We start from the raw sequence: 19,160 nt of genomic DNA on the forward strand, positions 1-19,160 counted from the left end.
CGGAGACCGAACGACCATGTTGTGGAACATGCTGAAACGCCTGAAGCGCGGCCCGGTGCGCGTGCAGGAAGAAAACGCGTTGCTGGCGCCAACGGAACTATTGCCCGCCACCCGGGCAAGACAGGAAGCCAAAGCCACCCATCCACTGAGCCAATCGCTGCTGTATCGCATCAAGCGTGACGCGCTGGCCATCGTGGCCGACATGAACCGGGGTGTGGCGATGCCCGACTGCGCGCTGCTGGCGCGGCAACTGGCCTTCGTGCAGAAAGAGCTGATCCAGGCCGCGTACCACGATGAATCGCTGCCGCGCGAACAACGCCAGGCCCTGGCACGCTACCACGCACTTAACATTCGCCAGGGCATCGGCGAGCGTCGGGATCGGCCAATGCGGGGCGTCAGCCCGGGCGGCGACTGATCAATCGGTGGCCGGCATGCGCCGCGCCGCCATCCGCCGACCCATTTTCACCAGTTCGTCCGGCCGCACCAGCGTCTCCGCCCAGGGATAGACATGCGTTTCCTCACGATCCGCATGGGCGATGTACTGCTGGGCGAACGCCATGGCCGACACTTCGTTCAGCACCGCGCCGTGCCCCTGTATCAGCGACATGAGCAGACCCCGCCAGTGCTGCCATTGCACGCCCAGCACATCGTGCTCGACCTGCAGTTCGCGCAGGACCCGCAGCGGCTCGCCCTGCAGGCGTCCGGCCAGCAAGGCGAACAGATCGTCGTCCTCGTCGGCGTGGTGCAAAGGGGCGGCCACATCGAAATAGCGCAGGATGGCGCGAGCGGCCTCGACTGCCTGGGCATCGACGCCATGCTCCGTCACATGGGCCGCCAGCCTGGGCAGCAAACCGGCGTAGTGACGCACCCGCTCGTGGCAGGCATGAAGCATCGCCAATGGATCGTCGAAGCCAACCGCCTCGGTATTGAAAGGATCGCGCATGATCCGTCCAGCCAGAAAGGTAAGCCCTCCATGATACCGGCGGCGCGATACCTCGCTTGTGCCAGGATCAAACCATGAGCTATCTGCCGATATCCGGCATGCGCAGCCATCGCCGTCGTCACGCCGATGTGGCACCTTCTTGATTCTGGATGGGCCAACCTCATATTAGAGTGCCCGATCACCCTGACGTCCGCGCCAGGGCGAACAAAAACAGAGCGCCAGCCCGCATCCGCCCTGCGCGGAGTACGGAGCCGCTCCGACGGGCATTCATCCCGGCCGTGGCAAAAAAGGATTCCCCATGAGCGTACCGCATCTCGTCACCGCCCTTACGGGCCCGATTCTCGACCTGGAACGCAAGATCCTCGCCGCGCAGCCGGAGATCGAACACTGGTTCCGCAATCAGTGGCAGGAACTGACGCCGCCGTTCTACGGCTCGGTCGATCTGCGCAATGCGGGCTACAAGCTCGCGCCGGTGGACATGAACCTGTTTCCGGGCGGCTTCAACAACCTGAACCCCGAATTCCATCCGTTGGCGGTACAAGCCGCGATGGGCGCCCTGGAAGACCTCTGTCCGAGTGCGCGCCGCCTGTTGCTGATCCCGGAAAACCACACCCGCAATACCTTCTACCTGCAAAACGTCGCCGCCCTGGTGCGCATCCTGCGCCAATCGGGCCTCGCCGTCCGCCTGGGCAGCCTGAACCCTGACATCATCGAACCCACCACGCTCGACCTGCCCGACGGCCATAAACTGACGCTGGAGCCGCTGGAACGTCATGGCGACCGCCTGACGCTGCCCGGCTTCGACCCGTGCGTGGTGCTGTTGAACAACGATCTGTCCGGCGGCATTCCACCCATCCTGCAAAACCTGGAGCAGCAGGTACTGCCGCCGTTGCGCGCGGGCTGGTCCACGCGCCGCAAGACCAATCATTTCGCCGCCTACGATCACGTCGCCAGCGAGTTCGCTCGCCTGATCGGCATCGACCCGTGGGTCATCAACCCGTATTTCGACCACGTGGACGGCCTGGACTTCCACCAGCGTGACGGCGAAGACCGGCTGGCCGCATCGGTGGATGCGATGCTGGCGCGCATCCGCCGCAAGTACGCCGAACATGGCATCGACCACGAGCCCTTCGTCATCGTGAAAGCTAACGCCGGCACCTACGGCATGGGCGTGATGAGCGTAAAATCCGCCGACGAGGTGCGCGGCCTGAACCGCAAGCAGCGCAACAAGATGTCGGTGGTCAAGGAGGGCCTAGAAGTACACGATGTGATCGTGCAGGAAGGCGTTCCCACCTTCGAACATATCGACGATGCCGTCGCCGAGCCCGTGGTCTACATGCTGGACCGCTTCGTCATCGGCGGCTTCTACCGCGTGCATACCGGGCGTGGTCCCGAGGAAAACCTCAATGCGCCCGGCATGCACTTCGCGCCGCTGGCCTTCGCCACGCCGTGTACCACGCCGGATTGCGACGGTGCGCCCGACAGCGAACCGAACCGGTTCTATGCCTACGGCGTGGTCGCCCGCCTGGCCCTGCTCGCCGCGGCCCACGAACTGGAACCGGTGGCGCAGGAAGTCGCGCTGGCGGTGTAAGCGCCTGTTTTCAGGGATTGCCACGCGGGGGGCCTCTTCGGCCCGATCCCGCGGGGGCTCCGAACGCTGTCGTGAATGATCGTAAACAGGCTCTGAAATGAACCTACTCGTCGTCGCCGATCCCCTCCAGGGCTTCAAGATCCACAAGGACTCCACCTACGTCATGCTGCGCGAAGCGGCGCGGCGCGGCTGGACGCTATGGTTCTGCGAGGCCGCCGACCTGCGCGTGAGCGAAGGCGTGGTCGAAGCCCGCTCCCGCCCGCTGGCCTTCACCGATACCCAGGAATACCAGCACTGGTTCGAACTGGGCGGCGCCGAGACCCGCGCACTACGCGATTTCGACGCGGTGCTGATGCGCACCGACCCACCATTCGACCAGCAATACCTGTACGCCACGCACCTGTTCACGTTGGCCGAACAGCAAGGCGCCAGGGTGTTCAACCCCGGCCAGACACTGCGCGACTACAACGAAAAACTCGCCATCCTGCGCTTTCCCGAGGTGATCGCACCCACCCGCGTCACCCAACGCGCGGCGGACTTGCGCGACTTCCTCGCCGAGCATGGCGACATCATTCTCAAGCCGCTGGACGGCATGGGGGGGACCGGTATCTTCCGCCTCACGCGGCAGGACCCGAACATCGGCTCCATCATCGAGACACTGACGCACAACGAAACGCGCACCGTGATGGCACAGCGCTACATTCCCGCCATCGTCGATGGCGACAAACGCATCCTGCTGATCGACGGCATACCGGTGGACTGGTGCCTGGCGCGCGTGCCGCTGGCCGGCGAAACACGCGGCAACCTCGCCGCGGGCGGCACCGGCTACGCCCGGCCGCTCAGCCCGCGCGATCGCGAGATCGCCGAATCGCTCGGCCCGCGCCTCGCCGCGGCCGGGCTGCTGCTGGTCGGCCTGGACGTGATCGGTGACTACGTCACCGAGATCAACGTCACCAGCCCGACCTGCTTCCAGGAAATCACCCAGCAATCGGGCATCGACGTGCCGGCCTTGTTCATCGATGCGCTGGAGCGCAAGGTCACCGCCGCTTCACGTCGGAAAGAAGGTTGAGTGAAAGCACTGTCGGGAAGGGAGCCCCTGGGCAGGGGAAAGCGGGAAGGGGGAAGCGTCAACGCACGTTGGTGGTCCGCGTGGCACCGTGTCCGTTCGACAATGAACAACGCTTGGCGCAGCCACTGCCCCGCCCTTCCCTCTTCCCCCGTCTCTCTTTCCCCCCGCAGCCTTCTCACCACCAGCTTGCGCTGGTTCGCCCCCTTCCTTGCGCTGTCCCTGGCCGGCTGCGGCCAGCCGCCGCTCTATCAGCAAACCGGCTTCGTCTTCGGCACCAAGGTGGACATCGCCATCTGGGGCCTGCCCGAACCCCTTGCCGCCCGGCACGCCGCCGCGGTACTGGCGGAACTGGACCGACTGCACGCCCGGCTACATCCCTGGCAGCCTTCGCCGCTGACGCAACTGAACGCCGCCCTGGCAAAAAACGAGGCCGGCAACGCCGATACCGAGCTGATCGGCATCATCGACGAAGCGCGCGATTACGCGCGGCGCTCCGATCAACTGTTCAACCCAGCCATCGGTGGCCTGATCGGCCTGTGGGGCTTTCATGGTGACCAGTACCCCGCCCGGCTGCCCGACCCGGACCAACGCGCGGCGCTGGTAGCCGCGCAGCCGACGCTGGAAGACCTCACCATCGTCGGCGGCACGGTCAGCAGCCGCAATCCCGCCGTACAACTCGACTTCGGCGGCTTTGCCAAGGGCTGGGCGCTGGACCGCAGCGCCAGTTACCTGCGCCGCCATCGCGTCTACAACGCGCTGATCAACATTGGCGGCAACGTACTGGCGCTGGGGCGCAAGGGCGAAGAATCCTGGAAGGTGGGACTGCAACACCCGCGCCAGCCACGCGCCATGGCGGTGATCGCATTACGCGACGGCGAGGCCATCGGCACCTCGGGGGATTACCAGCGTTATTTCGAAGTCGGCGGCAAACGCTATTCGCACCTGCTGGACCCGCGTACCGGTGAACCGGCCCGCTCCCTGCAATCCGCCACCGTCATCGCGCCGCCCTCCCGCGAGGCTGGCGCCATCTCGGACACCGCCACCAAACCGATCTTCATCGGTGGGCGCGAGCATGCGATCGATTATGCGGCGCGCTTCGGCATCGGCGATGTGCTGCTCGTGGCAAACGACGGCAGCGTTTTCGTCAGCGCCAGCATGCAGCCCCGGTTACAGTGGCTGGTGAACCCTCCCCATCTCTACCGCCTGCGTTAGGGCGTGTCATCAAATACCGCGACGCGTCCAGCGCCTTGCGCCGCATCCCGAACTACGCCGAACGCTGTCGCGATATTTGATGACACGCCCTAAGCTGGTGACAACGCCCATTTATCCCCTACCGGCCCGTCGGCGCCTTAGCGCATGCACTGGCCCGCACTCCGATCCAGGCACCCGGGGCGTGCCGATGCGTCAGGACGATCCAGGACAATATCCCTGAGTGCATCGCGGAGGGGTTTTCAGTTATAACGTCAGAAAACCGCACATTCAGGAAAGCCATCCGCATGGTCGGAATCGTCATCGTTACCCATGTCAGCCTCGGCGAAGCGCTGATCTCGTGTGCCCAGCACATCATGGGTCGTCCGCTCGACAATCTGGCGCAACTGGCCGTCAGCAAGGCCGACGACCCGGACGACGTCGTCCGCCGTGCGCGCGAACTGGTGCAGTCGCTTGACGATGGTTCGGGCGTGCTGTTGCTGACCGACATCTACGGCGGCACCCCGTCGAATGTCGCCAACCGTCTGATCGAACCCAATCGCATCGAGGCCGTGGCCGGCGTCAACCTGCCGATGCTGGTGCGCGCCCTGACCTATAGTCATCAATCGCTGGAAGTGGTGGTCAGCAAGGCCATCACTGGCGGCCTGGAAGGCGTGCTCTACATGCTGCCGCCGCTCGAGTAACGCCAATCGGAAATCACCCATGACGCAACAGGAAGTCGAAATCGTCAATAAGCTTGGCCTGCATGCACGGGCCTCGAGCAAATTCACGCAGTTGGCCAGCCAGTTCAAGTGCGAAGTCTGGATCACCCGTAATCAACGCCGCGTCAATGCCAAATCCATCATGGGCGTCATGATGCTGGCGGCAGGCAAAGGCAGCAGTATCGTCATCGAAACCGACAACGGCCCGGACGAGCACGAAGCCATGAATGCGCTGGTGGCGCTGGTGGCGGATCGCTTCGGCGAAGGCGAATAACTTTCAGCGGGGCGAGGAGACGCGGATGGGAATCACGCTGCACGGTATCGGCATCGGCGGAGGCGTCGCCATCGGGCATGCCCATGTGATCTCGCATAACGAAATAGAGATCGCGCACTACGGCATCGCCGAAGAAGACGTCCCGCAGGAAATCTCCCGCTTCGACGCCGCCATCCGCCTGGCGCGGCAGGAGCTGGAAACGCTGTGGGGCAGCATTCCCGAGCACGCGCCCGCCGAGCTGGGCGCATTCCTCAGCCTGCACATCATGCTGCTGAACGATCACACGCTGACCGCCGAGCCGCACCTCATCATCGAAGCCCAGCGCTGCAATGCCGAATGGGCGCTCAAACAACAGCTCGATATCCTGCTGGCGCAGTTCGACGAGATCGAAGAGGAATACCTGCGCGAGCGCCGCTCCGACGTGATCCAGGTAACCGACCGCATCTTCAAGGCGCTCGCCGGCCATCACATCCAGCCCCCCGCCCCCTCGCGGCCGGACAGCATCCTGGTGGCCCACGATCTGTCCCCCGCCGACATGGTGCTGTTCAAGGACACCCATTACTTCGCCTTCATCACCGATGTCGGCGGCCCCACTTCGCACACCGCCATCCTGGCGCGCAGCCTGGACCTGCCCGCCGTGCTGGCGCTGCGCCATGCCCAGGCGCTGATCCGCGAGGACGAACTGATCATCGTCGATGGCATCAACGGCGTGGTCATCGTCGATCCGGATGAGCAGGTGCTGGTGGAATACCGTGCCCGCCAGAGCGACTGGCAGGCCAGCCAGCGCGCCTTGCAGGACATCCGCTATGCGCACCCGGTCACGCGCGACGGCGTGGAAATCGAACTGCTGGCCAATATCGAGCTGCCGGACGACACCGCGCTGGCATTGGCCCAAGGCGCGGCCGGCATCGGTCTGTTCCGCTCCGAATTCCTGTTCCTGCGCGACGAGGATGACCTGCCCACCGAAGACGAGCAGTTCGACGCCTATCGCCAGGTGGCCGAATCGATGCAGGGCCACGCAGTGGTGATCCGCACCATCGACCTGGGCAAGGACAAGATTCCCAAGTGGCAGGAGGAAAGCGATTCGCCCAACCCCGCATTGGGGCTGACCGGCATCCGCCTGTGCATGGCGGAGACGCAGTTGTTCCGCACGCAGTTGCGCGCGCTGTTGCGCGCTTCGGCTTACGGCAAGATCAAACTACTGGTGCCCATGTTGTCCAATCTGAACGAAGTGCGGCAAACACGACGCCATCTGGAAGAGATCAAAGAACAACTGGCCGCCGAAGGCTTACCCTTCGATGCTGAGATCGAGCTGGGGGGCATGATCGAAGTGCCAGCCGCCGCGCTGACGGTGGGCGCTTTCCTCAAGCAGCTCGACTTCGTGTCCATTGGCACCAACGACCTGATCCAGTACACGCTGGCGGTGGATCGCAACGACGATGCGGTCTCCTACCTGCACGACCCGCTGCATCCCGCCGTGATCCACCTGTTGCATCACGTCATCACCACCGCCGACCGGATCGGCAAACCGGTGGCGATGTGCGGCGAAATGGCGGGCGATCCGCAACTAACCACGCTGCTGCTGGCGCTGGGTCTGCGCCGTTTCTCGATGTTGCCGGCGCAGTTGCTCAAGGTGAAGCGCCGCATCCTCGATGCGGACCTGGAGCGGCTGCAACAGGCGGTGCCGGCGCTGTTGCTGGCGGAGGATGCGAATGCGGTCCGTACATTGCTGGCGGATCTGTAACGGGCGCCCATCGCGGCTGCGCTTCCCATGGAAGCGCCATACAGTGAGGTGGTCATCTTGACCGTCGAACACGAACAAGACATCAACGAGGATATCGCGCAGCGGCTGGCGGAAGCCAAGGCAATGTTCGCCCCCAAATGCGAGGAGTGCCTGACGCTGGCCACCCAGGTGGCCACAATCGCCGCACGGCAAGGCAATACCGCTGCGGAGGCCGAGGCCCGCCTGTGGTGGGGCCGCTCGCTGCTGGTGATGATGGGCGCGTCCGCCGCGCTGCCCATCCTGCGCCGGGCACTGCGCCTGGCACTGGAAGTGGAAAACCGGCGCCTGCTGGCCGATGTCCACCTGTCGCTAGCCCAGTGTTACACCGGCAGCGGCAACAATGCCTCCGCGATCCAGAACTGGCTCAAGAGCCTGGAACTGGCGCTGGACATCAACGCCGTCGATCTGTACGCCGAGATCTACCTGGGCCTCGGCAACCTCTACATGTTGCACGAGGATCTGCACACCGCCTTCCACTATCTCGCCATCGCCGCCGACTTCGCCGCGGCCCAGCGCGACCGTGATCTGCGGGCCAAGAGCAACATCCACCTCGCATCGGCGTTGATCAAGCTGGAGCGTTATTCGCTCGCGGAAAACGTACTGCATTGCGCCGAGGCCGAACTGATCCTGCCATTACGGCGCGACTGGCAGGCGGAAATCTACAACTACCTCGGCGCCATCCACATGCGCCAGAACCATGTGGCAGCCGCGCAGGATTACCTGAAACGCGCCTACGCCATCAACCTGGACGCCGGCTTCCTCTGGGGCCAGACCATCAACCTGCTGGGGCTGGGCCAACTGGCCCGCAGGCAGGACGACGATACCAGTGCCGAGCAATACCTGCTGCGCGCCACGGAAGTGGTCGCCAAGTTCGATTCGCCCAACCTGGTGCAGCAGATCCACCTGGAACTCTCGCAGCTCTACGAGGCGCGCGGCGATTTCGTGCGCGCGATGATGCACCACGTGGGTTACCACGAGCACTACATGCTGATGATGAAGAGCGATCTTTCGGCCAAGCTGAATTCGCTGGCATCGCGTCGCCTCGCCGCCGCCGAAATCCGTCTCAAGCTACTGTCCTCCGAACTCGAACTGACCCAGTTGCGCCAGCAGACCAGCGAGCGCGCATCGCGCATGAAGCAACTGGAGGCCGCCGCCTACCGCGATGCGCTCACCGGCATCTTCAACCGCCGCGCACTGGACGAGCGCCTGCCGCTGGAAGTGCAGGAGGCACACGAACAGGGTTATCCGCTATCGGTGGCGGTGATCGACTTCGACCACTTCAAGCGCGTGAACGACACGTTCTCGCACCTGATCGGCGACAAAGTGCTGCAAACCGGCGTCGCACGCATTCAGGAAACCCTGCGCGAAGGCGACCTGCTGTACCGCTACGGCGGCGAGGAATTCGTCCTGGTGTTGCCGCACACCAACGCCATCGGCGCGCTGCACGTGGCCGAACGTGTGCGTGCACGCGTTGCCGGGCATGATTGGAGCACCATCGTCGCCGGCCTGTCCGTCACGATCAGCGTCGGCATGGCGCTGCTGGGGCCGGACGAACAGGTGGAGGACATCGTCGGCCGCGCCGACGCCGCGCTGTACCAGGCCAAGCAGGGCGGCCGCAACCGCATATTCATGCAAAGCGAGGAAGCATGAATCCCACCGCCGCCACCGAACCGTCGCTCGCGCAACGCATCGACGCCTTCTGCCTGCTCAATCTGCAGGTCGAACCGGACGTCGTGGCGCGTGCCAACGCGCTGCTCGCCGAAGCGCGGAGCAACAACCAGCCGATGCTGGTCGGCCGGATGATGATCGCGCGCTCCTCCGCACTGTTTCGCACCGGTGCCCGCCAGCAAGGGCTGGAAGCCATCCGCGAAGCACAGCGCTATATCTCCCACAATCACCTGGATACGCTCAAGCCCTCGGCCCAGGATCGGCAGGCGATGTTCTGCTACGACCTGGCCGAGTACCTGCGCGCGCTGGATGCCTGGCTCAAATGCCTGGAGTACGCCAGCGAGCAGAACGCCATGCTGTGGTGCGCGCGCGCCTATGTCGGTGTCGGCAAGGTCTACGACGCGCTGAACGACTATTCCACCGCGCGTTACTTCCACGGCGTGGCGCTGCAACTGGCCGAAAAGGAAAACAGCTCCCGGCTGATCTGCCAGATCGAAATCAATCTCGCCAGCGTCGCCTACAAGCTGCACAGCTACGACCAGGCGCTGGAAGCGCTGAACCGCGCCAGCGAATGCCTGGACGCACTCGATCCCGACACCGAAATCTGGCAGGCGGAGATCGTGTCCTATTACGGTCTGGTGTATTTCGAGCGTGGCGAATACCGGCAGGCCGAGCATTATCTGAACCAGGCGCACGAAATCTATCGCTCACATGGCAACCGCTGGGGTGAAACGCAGGTGCTGCTCAACCTGGGTCGCACCTACCGCAAGTTAGGTCGCACCGAGGAAGCGCTGGAATACCTGCTGAAAGCCGATCAACTGGCCCAGCAGGCCAACCTCTCGCCACTGATGCTGCAAACCGAGGAATTGCTCTCGCAGGCCTATCTGGAAACCGGACGCTATCGCGAGGCGCTGACGCACCACAAACGCATGCATGAGGTAATCGGACGCGTCAACCGCAGCCAGGGCAGCCCGGTGCGGCTGTCGAAAAGCACCGCGGCCCGGCTCAAGGCCCTGGAACATCAACTGGAACTGGAACGGGTACGCATTGCGCGCGGCCTGGCGCCATGAGCATCGACACAGAGAACACAGTGGTTTGACGGAGAAAGGCGAGGAGTCGCCATACAACGCGCCAAAGCTGCCCAGGTAGCGGCCCCATTCCCCCGATTTTCCCCTGTGAAACCTCAGTGTTCTCTGTGGTTCAAGATCCAGGGTTCAAAGCCTTCACCCCACAACATCCGCCAGTACCCAATCCTCCGGCAGCGACCGTACCGATTCGTCGTAGACGATGTCCAGCGCGGCGGCGTGTTCACTGCAGAAAGCGAGGCCGATGTCGAAGCCGGTGCGGTACAGGTCGTGCATGTTGGAGTACGACCAGTCGAACATCTCGGCCCAGCGCTCCGGCGGGAATTCGTCCGACAACAACGGCACCCGCAGCAACTGGCGCTTTTCGCTGCCATCCGGGTTGCGGTTGTAGACCAGGTCGAACAGCTTCAGGTCATCCTTGGCGATTTCCACCAGCGGCGTGATGATCGACATCACCCAGGCGTCGTACAGATCGCGCGGCGGGCGCAGCAGCAGATCGGCGCCCAGTACGTCGAACACCACCATGGTACCGATCTCCGGATGCACACCGTCCGGCCCTACCAGTGCCTTGAAGTTCAGTGTATCGAGCGCCGCGCCCTCGATATAGTGCTCGCCGACTCCCGCCTCGTTCGGCAGCACCGTGGGCGGGTAGAGAAAGGGGAACGACAGCGCGGCGCGGAAACGCTCGACAGTGATCCCGGCGCCTTCCCATTGCACCATTTCGTGCCGATTCAGGTTGTAGGCATTGAGATAGATCGGCGTGGTCGATGCCGCCAGCTTTGCAAAATCGACCACTTCCTCGATGAAGGGCACGTGCGCGCACAGGCCCAGGCTGCGCAGCGTCAGATCGGTGGGCGTCGCCACCGCCCACATCAGCCGCACCCAGTCTGCCCAGGCGCGCCAGGCGGGGCTTTGCTGCGACAACTGCTCGACCATCGCCGCGAAGGGCGAGCGTGCCAGCTCGGCACGGAACTGCTCGGCCAGCACGCCGGGCTTGCTGAACACCTTGTAGTTCACCGGCATCAGCCGATAGACCGGGTCCGACACACCCATCTGCACCATGCTCGCCAGCGCAGCAATCGCGTCGCCATCCTTGGGCGCGGCGTAAAGCAACCCCACCAGCGCGCCAGCGCCCGAGGTTGAAATCACGTCAAAACGCACCCGCTGGCGAATCATCGCCGACAGTGCACCCGCCATCAGCGGCATGTTGGGGGCGCCGCCGCCGATGATGAGCGCGGTCTTGGCCTTGGGCATGGGGTCTCCTTTGTTGCGGCGCAGCGAAAAAGTGGTACCCAGGCATTATGGCAGGCGGGAAACGATCACCAAAGACGGATTGACTGCACTGAAGCTCCCCCACTACCAAGGGTGGGGGCCCCGGGCACAACCTCAGCAAAATCGGGGCATGCAGCGCGAATCAGCCCTTGCGGCCGTAGCGATCCGGCACACCCGGCGGGCGCGTCTTGAAGCGACGATGCAGCCAGAAATACTGCGCCGGGCATTCCAGCACCCGCGCCTCGATAAAGGCATTCAGACGCCGGGTATCGGCGATCACGTCGTCCGACGGAAAGTGCTCCCAGGCGGGGTAGAACCGCGTGACGAAGCGATTGCCTTCCAGCGTGGTCACCATCGGCACCACGGCGGCGTTGCCCAGTTGAGCCAGCCGCGACAGCGCGGGAATCGTCGCGGCCTCGACCCCGAAGAACGGCACGAAAATCGACTCGGACGCGCCCAGGTCCTGATCCGGCAGGTAATACAACGATGCCCCCCGCTTCAGCGCCCGCACCACCTGGCGAATGCCGTCGGTGCGCCGGAACAGCAGCGGCGGGCCGAAGCGGCTGCGGCCGAAACGCAGCAACAGATCGAACGAATTATCGTGGGTGGACGTATAGATACTGGCGCCCCAATGATCGAGCGTATGGCGGACAGCGCCGAAATCCAGCCCCAGGAAATGCGGCGCCAGCGCAATCACCGGGCGATCCTTGATCGCCAGATAGTGTTCATAGCCCTCGCGCACCACCAGCCGCTTCAGCCGCCGTGGGCTGGAAAACCACAGGATGCCGTAGCTGAGCGCGCAGGCCCCGAAGGTGTGGTAATGCTCGCGCAACATACGGCGGCGCTGAGCCAGCGGCAGCGTCGGGAAGCACAGTTCCAGATTGCGCAGCCCTACCCGGCGGCGGCCGGGCACCAGGTACAGCAACTGGCCCAGAGCCGCGCCCAGCACGCGCAACACCGGAAACGGCAGGAATCGCAGCAGCCAGAACGGCACGGCCAGCAGCTTGGCTCGCCAGGGCAGGTCGTTCCAGGTCAGAGCCGTATTGGCATCATCAGCCATGCGTCGGCTCCGGCGCGCCCGAGGGGCGCTTGTAGCGGTTGTAGCTCCACAGATACTGCGCGGGGGCGATCCGCACCAGCGCCTCGATATTGGCATTGAGCAGCGCCGCGTCGGCCTGTGCGTCACCGCTGAAGGCGCCCTGCAACGGCCGCACATGCACACGGAAACCGCGCCCCCAACTCAGGCGCTCGGCAAAACAGAACAGCACGCTGGCATCGTTGGCGCGTGCCAGGCGCGCCAATAACGTCATGGTATAGGCGGGACGACCGAAGAACGGCGCCCACACCCCATCGCCACCACCGGGCGCCTGATCCGGCAGCATGTAGACGGACTGCCCATGCTTGAGCGTGCGCAGCAATTGCCGTACGCCCTGCGCGTTGGCGGGTGCCGCCTGCGCGCCACCACGGGTGCGCGAAGCCAGCATCAGCGGCTCCAGCAGCGCAATGCGCGGCGGACGATACAGCGCGGTCAACTGGCGTGGCTGGCTGGCCGCCATATAGGCGCCGCAGACCTCGATCGACCCCAGGTGCGGCGAAACGAAAATGATGGGTGCCGCGCGTGCCACCGCATCGTCCACCGCCTGCCAGCCCTCGCGCTCGACCACCAGCGCGGCCACGCGCGGTAGCGGGCGCAGCCAGGCGGGAATCAGCTCCAGCGCCCCCATGCCGTGGGCGGCAATACTTGACCGGATCAATCGGCTATAATCGGCCTCGCGCTCCGCCAGCCCCGAGCGGCGCAGGTTATCCGCCATGCGCCGGCGATAGGTCGGCGAGCATAGCCAGGTCAACCAGCCCAGCAGACAGCCGAGCAGATGAAACAACGGCAACGGCAGCCAGGCCAGCGGTTTGAAAAGCGCAACGAGCATTGAATGGATTCGGGCTGGGGAAGAGCCGGATTTTAACGGCTTTGCCCCCTGCCCACACCCCTAAGAGCCTGTCCGTCGTCAGCTTCCCGCCATTCCTCCCGTAGAGAAACCGCGTGGCATGACGATGCGGGCTTCAGAATCAGAACCCGCCGAAGGAATGTCCTTACCCATGAAAGAATTCCTCTTTACCTCCGAATCGGTATCCGAAGGCCACCCCGACAAGGTGGCGGACCAGATTTCCGACTCCATTCTCGACGCCATCCTCACCCAGGACAAAAACGCGCGCGTCGCCGCGGAAACACTGGTGAATACCGGGCTGGTGGTCCTGGCCGGCGAGATCACCACCGCCGCCAACATTGATTACATCCAGATCGCGCGCGACACCATCAAGCGCATCGGCTACGACCATTCCGACATCGGCTTCGACTACAAGACCTGCGCCGTGCTGGTGGCCTACGACAAGCAGAGCCCCGACATCGCCCAGGGCGTGGACGAAGGCGCCGGGCTGGACCTGGACCAGGGCGCCGGCGATCAGGGCCTGATGTTCGGCTACGCCTGCGACGAAACCCCGCAACTGATGCCCGCCGCCATCTACTACGCGCACCGTCTGATGCAGCGCCAGTCCGAACTGCGCAAGGACGGCCGCCTGCCGTGGCTGCGCCCGGATGCCAAGAGCCAGGTCACCCTGCGCTACGACGCCGACCGGGGCAGCGTGGTGGAAGTGGACACCATCGTGCTCTCCACCCAGCACCATCCCGACGTCAGCCACGCCCAGTTGTCCGAGGCAGTGATCGAAGAGATCATCAAGCCGGTGCTGCCGGCCGAATGGCTGAAGAACCCCAAGTACCTGGTCAACCCCACCGGCCGTTTCGTCATCGGCGGCCCGATGGGCGATTGCGGCCTGACCGGCCGCAAGATCATCGTCGACACCTACGGCGGCGCCGCGCCGCACGGCGGTGGCGCATTCTCCGGCAAGGACCCCTCCAAGGTGGACCGCTCGGCCGCCTATGCCGGCCGCTACGTTGCCAAGAACATCGTCGCCGCCGGGATTGCCAAGCAATGCCTGGTGCAGGTGAGCTACGCCATCGGCATCTCCAAGCCGGTATCGATCATGGTCGATACCTGGGGTACGTCCAAGCTGTCCAATGAACAGATCGTCAAGCTGATCGAAAAGCACTTCGACCTGCGCCCCAAGGGCATCGTGCAGATGCTGGACCTGCTGCGCCCGGTGTACACCCGCAGCGCAGCCTACGGCCACTTCGGCCGCGAAGAGCCGGACTTCACCTGGGAACGCACCGACAAGGCCGCCGCGCTGCGTGCCGACGCCGGCCTGTAATTCCGCTGTAGCCGGCAGTGAAACGGGACGGCCCTCGGGCCGTCCCGTTTCCATTTGTGGCGCCACGGGGCATCGCAACAGCGCAGCATTGACGCCCGCGCGGGCGCGCCGCAACATCGCCGCTTTACGACCGGGCCGAACGAGCGCGGCACCGCCTGACCGGCGGACACCACTGGAACGACACCATGCAACAACTGCAACCGCAGGAACTGGCCGCCTGGCTGGCCGACGACACCCGCCCTCGCCCCGTGCTGCTCGATGTGCGCGAAGGCTGGGAAGTGGCGCATTGCGCATTCCCCGGCATTGTCCACATCCCCATGAACGACATCCCCGCGCGGCAACAGGAACTCGACCCGGATAGCCCGACGGTGGTGATCTGCCATCACGGCATGCGCAGCTATCAGGTGGCGATGTTCCTCGAACGCAACGGCTTCGAGCAGATGATCAACCTGAGCGGCGGCGTGGCGGGCTGGGCGGATGAGGTTGATGGATCCTTTCCGCGCTATTGATCTTGCCGGCAAGTTGCCATGACGACAGAGCATCAGGCCCCCGGCCAAGCCGGGCGCTTGTCGTGAGCGAGGTGCCGGTAATGCCCCTCTCTTTCTCGATTCCACTCCCCCCCGCCCTCGCCGCGAGGGTCGGAGTGCGTGTCGCCGATCGACGCCGGGCCATTTGTCGTAAGCCCCCGGCAAAGCCGGGCGCTCGTCGTGAGCGAGGTGCCGGTAACGCCCCTCTCTTTCTCGATTCCACTCCCCCCGCCCTCGCCGCGGCGAGGGGTGTTCTTCAAAGCCGGGATTGCCGGAAGCGCCTCGGCTTCTAGCCAGCCGGCGCCCATTCCACTGGGGCGCAGCAACACGTGTGCAGTCTCATATCCGACCAACCGCTTCATTGACCACGAGTCCTGAACCGCCATGCTCGATAGTGCCAATGCCCTGGCCGATGGCCTGACCATCCGCCCCGCCCGCCCCAGCGACGAGCCGTTCCTGGCCGCGCTCTATCGCAGCGCCCGTCCCGATCTGCAACTGATCGACGCCGATCCGGAGCTGATCGAAAGCGTGGTCGCGCAGCAGTATCAAACCTTGCAGACCGGCGCCGGCACCGCCTACCCCAATGCCATGCATTACGTGATCGAGAAAACGGCGGCCAATATCGGTGCACTGGTGGTCGATTTCGGGCCCAACGAGGTACGGGTGATCTACCTGGCGTTCATCCCCAGCGCGCGCGGCCTGGGGTTCGGGCGCACCGTACTGCAAGGCGTACAGCAGGCGGCGCGGCAGGTGCACTGCCCGGTGGCCGCGGTAGTCTGGCGCAGCAACCCGCGCGCGCGGCAGCACTACATCGCGCTGGGGTTCCAGGTGGAAGAAGCCGGCGATACGGCAGAACGGCTGGTGTGGTACCCGACGGCCTCCTGAACAGCGATCAGCCGGCCGCTACCTGCGCCTTGCGATTGACCTTGCGGCCCCAATGGGCGCCAAGCAGAGAGGCGGCATAGGCTAGCAGGGTCAGGCTCAGCCACGTGGTGCTGAGCTGCCGCCAGGTGAGCCATGCCGTCAGAACACAGGTCAACGTGGCCGCGATCAGCGCGTAGCGATACTCGTGGCGCTTGGCGATGCGGGCGCAGACGAAGCCTGCCAGCAACGAGATCATTGTGCCGAGTACCGTTGCGGTCAGCATGTACGGCGAGTACCAGGACAGCGATGCCATGTGCGCTTCGAGCCGATCCAGCGGCATGCCGCCCAGCGTCAGCAACGTCCCGTAGGCGATGCCGAGCACCACGCCCAGCAGATGGGAACCGACAAAGTCCAGCAGGAAGGCGTACAGCACCGCCTTCACCGGCGAGCCGGGGCGCGGCACGGCCACCTGGGTCAGATCGGCGCTGGAGGCCGCGTAGGGGTTGTCTTGGTCCATGCTTCCACCGGGTGGTCGCCCGGCCCGCCACTCGGGCCGGCTCCGGGGTGAAGCGGCCTTGCGCCCGCAAACCGATCCCCGGAAACACGGCAGTGTCGACCGCTGCGCGGTGCCGCGCAAGGGGTGGCACAGTCAGTTGAACACCACCTGGAAATACGCCGCGCGCTCGTCGCGCCCCATGGCGGGCACGCGCGACACGAACATGCCTTCCAGGCGGCCCACTGTCGGCAATTCCAGCGCGCACGAACCGTGGACAAAATCGCTGCCGCCCAGCGCGGTCATCGCCACCGCGAACGGCATGCGGCTGCCCGGCATCTGCGACAGCGGTTTGAGATCCACCCGCTCCACCAGCACCGCCAAGGCGCGGCCGTCGGGCAGCGCCAGCGAACAGGTGGTGCCCACCAGGGGCTGGAAATGGCTGGCTTCGATCTGGTGCAGCATCGGTACTCCAGGAAAACACAGGCCGGGAAGCCCGGCCTGCGGAGCGACGCACAGCGGATGCCATGCGCCGGGTCGCCTCGAACGCAGCCGCCCGGCCGCGCTCGAACAGACGATCAGTTGCGCGACGGGAAGATGCCGTTCAGCGCCACACTGAAATTCACCGCCAGGAACGGATTCATCAGCCCGAACGGCTGGCTGCCACCCGCTGCGGCAGCGCTCACCGTGCCACCCAGGTTGCTGCTCACGCCTTGCAGCGTGATCGGCGCATTGCCCAGCGCGTCGGAATAGATGGTGGCGCTGCCCTGGCCGCCGCCCGAGGCGCCGATAAAGGAGTTGGTCGCGGTCGGCGCATTCACCGGGTTGCTGGCCGCTGCGGCCAGTTGCACGTTGGTGGCAACGGTCAGCGAGCTGGTGATCGCGTGGGTATGCATCGGCATGTTGTTGGAAGTCAGCGTCAGGCTTTCGACGCCACCTACCTGGCCGATCGGACGGTTGCTCAGGCCGGCGCCAGTGCCCTGGCCAATCGGCGAGCGGCCTTGCAGGTTGGGCAGGCCAAAGGTGGATACGCCGTCGCCACCATAGGTGGTGCCGACCAGGGCGAACAGCGCACTGAATTGCGAGATCGCCAGCAATTGCCCATTACAGAGCGCCCAGCCGGCGGGTGCGTAGGGGAATGCGAACGGCTGAATGGTACCGATGAAAACTTCCATCTTTCATCTCCAGTTGTTTTTCTGATGGGTTGCGCTGCCGTGCCGCCGCCCCTGTGGCGGTGGTAAACGCAGCGTCTTGCGAGATATAAAGCATTTTCCGACGAAAGACAGCGTCATTTTCGTGACTGATCCGTAGTTGATCCGCCGTGCCTATGTCCCCAGCAAGTGACATAGAATAGTATTCACTTATTGATTCGTGAAACGTAAGCGTGCCCACAGCCCATTATCACTTCATTTCCGGATTGCCACGCTCCGGCTCGACGCTGTTGTCAGCTTTGCTGTTGCAGAACCCGCGTTTCCAGGCAGGCATGACCAGTCCTGTCGGCACGCTGTTCGGCGCGGTGCTGGCACAGTGCAGCGCCGGCAGCGAATTCGGCCCGATGATCGAACTGGCACAGCGGCGCCGCTTGCTGAAGGGGCTGTTCGACAACTACTACGCCGACTGTGAACGGCCGGTGGTGTTCGATACCAACCGACAGTGGTGCGCGCGCCTGCCAGCGCTGCGCGATCTGTTCCCGCAGGCCAGGGTGATCGCCTGCGTGCGCAACGTGGCGTGGGTGATGGACAGCATCGAACGGCTGTACCGCGCCAACCCGTACGAGAACACCAAGCTGTTCGTGGACGACACCGAACGCAACACCGTCTACAGCCGGGTGGATACCCTGGCGCAGCGCAACCGGCTGGTGGGTTTTGCCTGGGCCGCGCTGAAGGAAGCGTATTACGGCGAGCACGCCGATTCGCTGCTGCTGGTGGACTACGAACTGCTGACCCGCGCGCCGGAGCAGGTGCTGCGGTTGGTCTACGACTTTCTCGGCGAGCCGTGGTTCGAGCACGATTTCGACAACGTGCGCTACGACGCGCCCGAGTTCGACCAGGCACTGGGCGTCGGCGGCCTGCACCGGGTAAAGCCGCGCGTGGCGCCGCAGACCCGGCGCACGGTGCTGCCGCCCGACCTGTTCGAGCAGTACGCGCGCCTGTCGTTCTGGGAAGACGGCGCCGCCAGCACCGCCAACGTGATCCGGCTACGGCCAGAGCCCGCAGCGACGCCGTAATCCGTAGCAATAACGCAACACCGCAACATAACAACAACAGAACTGTCATGCCGCCCGGGTCGAATCCGGCGGCAACACTGGAGATCGGTTTTCGGGGTGGTGGTTTGGGGGAAGAAAACCCCAGATCTTGAACCACGAAGAACACAGACAGCACAGAGATTCACGGAGAAAAACGAAACCCCAACCAGGATCT

Annotated in this window: 20 protein-coding genes; 13 read left to right on the forward strand and 7 right to left on the reverse strand. The window is 64.5% G+C overall.

All coding sequences use genetic code 11. The features are described from left to right. Positions 1-16 precede the first annotated feature (16 nt). Positions 17-415: a hypothetical protein gene (locus FAZ21_RS02355; protein ID WP_136771661.1), complete on the forward strand. Its 399-nt coding sequence runs from the start codon at positions 17-19 to the stop codon at positions 413-415. Here FAZ21_RS02355 and FAZ21_RS02360 read toward each other — a convergent pair whose 3' ends face one another. After that, positions 416-943, reverse strand: coding sequence for a hemerythrin domain-containing protein (locus FAZ21_RS02360; protein ID WP_136771662.1), 528 nt, complete (start codon positions 941-943; stop codon positions 416-418). Between the two features lie 298 nt (positions 944-1,241). Between FAZ21_RS02360 and gshA the strand changes: the two genes are divergently transcribed. From gshA to FAZ21_RS02400, 8 genes are all read left to right on the forward strand, one after another. Next, the gene (gene gshA / locus FAZ21_RS02365) at positions 1,242-2,534 is read left to right on the forward strand and encodes a glutamate--cysteine ligase (RefSeq protein WP_136771663.1); all 1,293 of its coding nucleotides are present in this window, start codon (positions 1,242-1,244) and stop codon (positions 2,532-2,534) included. Positions 2,535-2,631: 97 nt separating this feature from the next. Then, positions 2,632-3,603 carry a glutathione synthase gene (gene gshB / locus FAZ21_RS02370; RefSeq protein WP_136771664.1) on the forward strand — a complete coding sequence of 324 codons (972 nt, stop codon included), beginning with the start codon at positions 2,632-2,634 and terminating at the stop codon, positions 3,601-3,603. Between the two features lie 186 nt (positions 3,604-3,789). Further along, positions 3,790-4,815: an FAD:protein FMN transferase gene (locus FAZ21_RS02375; RefSeq protein WP_246038450.1), complete on the forward strand. Its 1,026-nt coding sequence runs from the start codon at positions 3,790-3,792 to the stop codon at positions 4,813-4,815. Between the two features lie 284 nt (positions 4,816-5,099). Further along, a complete protein-coding gene (locus FAZ21_RS02380) occupies positions 5,100-5,495 on the forward strand; it encodes a PTS sugar transporter subunit IIA (protein ID WP_136771666.1) in 396 nt (131 codons plus the stop codon). Between the two features lie 19 nt (positions 5,496-5,514). After that, the gene (locus tag FAZ21_RS02385) at positions 5,515-5,787 is read left to right on the forward strand and encodes an HPr family phosphocarrier protein (protein WP_136771667.1); all 273 of its coding nucleotides are present in this window, start codon (positions 5,515-5,517) and stop codon (positions 5,785-5,787) included. Between the two features lie 25 nt (positions 5,788-5,812). Then, the gene (ptsP, locus tag FAZ21_RS02390) at positions 5,813-7,531 is read left to right on the forward strand and encodes a phosphoenolpyruvate--protein phosphotransferase (RefSeq protein ID WP_136771668.1); all 1,719 of its coding nucleotides are present in this window, start codon (positions 5,813-5,815) and stop codon (positions 7,529-7,531) included. Between the two features lie 57 nt (positions 7,532-7,588). Next, complete coding sequence (locus tag FAZ21_RS02395) at positions 7,589-9,220, forward strand: GGDEF domain-containing protein (RefSeq protein WP_169307214.1); 1,632 nt, start codon at positions 7,589-7,591, stop codon at positions 9,218-9,220. Continuing rightward, positions 9,217-10,308: a tetratricopeptide repeat protein gene (locus FAZ21_RS02400; protein WP_136771670.1), complete on the forward strand. Its 1,092-nt coding sequence runs from the start codon at positions 9,217-9,219 to the stop codon at positions 10,306-10,308. Before FAZ21_RS02395 ends, FAZ21_RS02400 begins: the two co-directional genes overlap by 4 nt. A 153-nt stretch (positions 10,309-10,461) precedes the next feature. Here FAZ21_RS02400 and FAZ21_RS02405 read toward each other — a convergent pair whose 3' ends face one another. From FAZ21_RS02405 to FAZ21_RS02415, 3 genes are all read right to left on the reverse strand, one after another. Then, positions 10,462-11,577, reverse strand: coding sequence for a patatin-like phospholipase family protein (locus tag FAZ21_RS02405; protein WP_136771671.1), 1,116 nt, complete (start codon positions 11,575-11,577; stop codon positions 10,462-10,464). A gap of 160 nt (positions 11,578-11,737) precedes the next feature. Continuing rightward, positions 11,738-12,655, reverse strand: coding sequence for a lysophospholipid acyltransferase family protein (locus tag FAZ21_RS02410; protein WP_136771672.1), 918 nt, complete (start codon positions 12,653-12,655; stop codon positions 11,738-11,740). Further along, positions 12,648-13,520, reverse strand: coding sequence for a lysophospholipid acyltransferase family protein (locus FAZ21_RS02415; RefSeq protein WP_136771673.1), 873 nt, complete (start codon positions 13,518-13,520; stop codon positions 12,648-12,650). The genes FAZ21_RS02410 and FAZ21_RS02415 overlap by 8 nt, the downstream gene beginning before the upstream one ends. A gap of 169 nt (positions 13,521-13,689) precedes the next feature. On the opposite strand from FAZ21_RS02415, the gene metK reads away from it, so the two are divergent. The 3 genes from metK (at position 13,690) to FAZ21_RS02430 (ending at position 16,268) form a co-directional block, all read left to right on the forward strand. Next, complete coding sequence (gene metK / locus FAZ21_RS02420) at positions 13,690-14,856, forward strand: methionine adenosyltransferase (protein WP_136771674.1); 1,167 nt, start codon at positions 13,690-13,692, stop codon at positions 14,854-14,856. A 185-nt stretch (positions 14,857-15,041) separates the two neighbouring features. After that, entirely contained in the window at positions 15,042-15,365 is a 324-nt protein-coding gene (locus FAZ21_RS02425) for a rhodanese-like domain-containing protein (RefSeq protein WP_136771675.1), read from the forward strand. Positions 15,366-15,767: 402 nt separating this feature from the next. Further along, positions 15,768-16,268, forward strand: a complete 501-nt coding sequence (locus tag FAZ21_RS02430) for a GNAT family N-acetyltransferase (RefSeq protein WP_136771676.1) — start codon at positions 15,768-15,770, stop codon at positions 16,266-16,268. Between the two features lie 7 nt (positions 16,269-16,275). On the opposite strand, the gene FAZ21_RS02435 is transcribed toward FAZ21_RS02430, so the two are convergent. From FAZ21_RS02435 to FAZ21_RS02445, 3 genes are all read right to left on the reverse strand, one after another. Then, a complete protein-coding gene (locus FAZ21_RS02435) occupies positions 16,276-16,764 on the reverse strand; it encodes a hypothetical protein (protein WP_136771677.1) in 489 nt (162 codons plus the stop codon). 132 nt (positions 16,765-16,896) lie between these two features. After that, positions 16,897-17,205, reverse strand: a complete 309-nt coding sequence (locus tag FAZ21_RS02440; protein WP_136771678.1) for a DUF6916 family protein — start codon at positions 17,203-17,205, stop codon at positions 16,897-16,899. A gap of 113 nt (positions 17,206-17,318) precedes the next feature. Next, on the reverse strand, positions 17,319-17,915 hold the full coding sequence (locus tag FAZ21_RS02445; RefSeq protein WP_136771679.1) for a phage tail protein: 597 nt from the start codon (positions 17,913-17,915) through the stop codon (positions 17,319-17,321). 209 nt (positions 17,916-18,124) lie between these two features. Here FAZ21_RS02445 and FAZ21_RS02450 point away from each other — a divergent pair, with 209 nt between their 5' ends. After that, complete coding sequence (locus tag FAZ21_RS02450) at positions 18,125-18,967, forward strand: sulfotransferase family protein (protein ID WP_136771680.1); 843 nt, start codon at positions 18,125-18,127, stop codon at positions 18,965-18,967. Positions 18,968-19,160 lie beyond the last annotated feature (193 nt).

Source organism: Chitiniphilus eburneus (assembly GCF_005048205.1).
In the GTDB taxonomy this organism is placed as follows: Bacteria; Pseudomonadota; Gammaproteobacteria; order Burkholderiales; family Chitinibacteraceae; genus Chitiniphilus; species Chitiniphilus eburneus.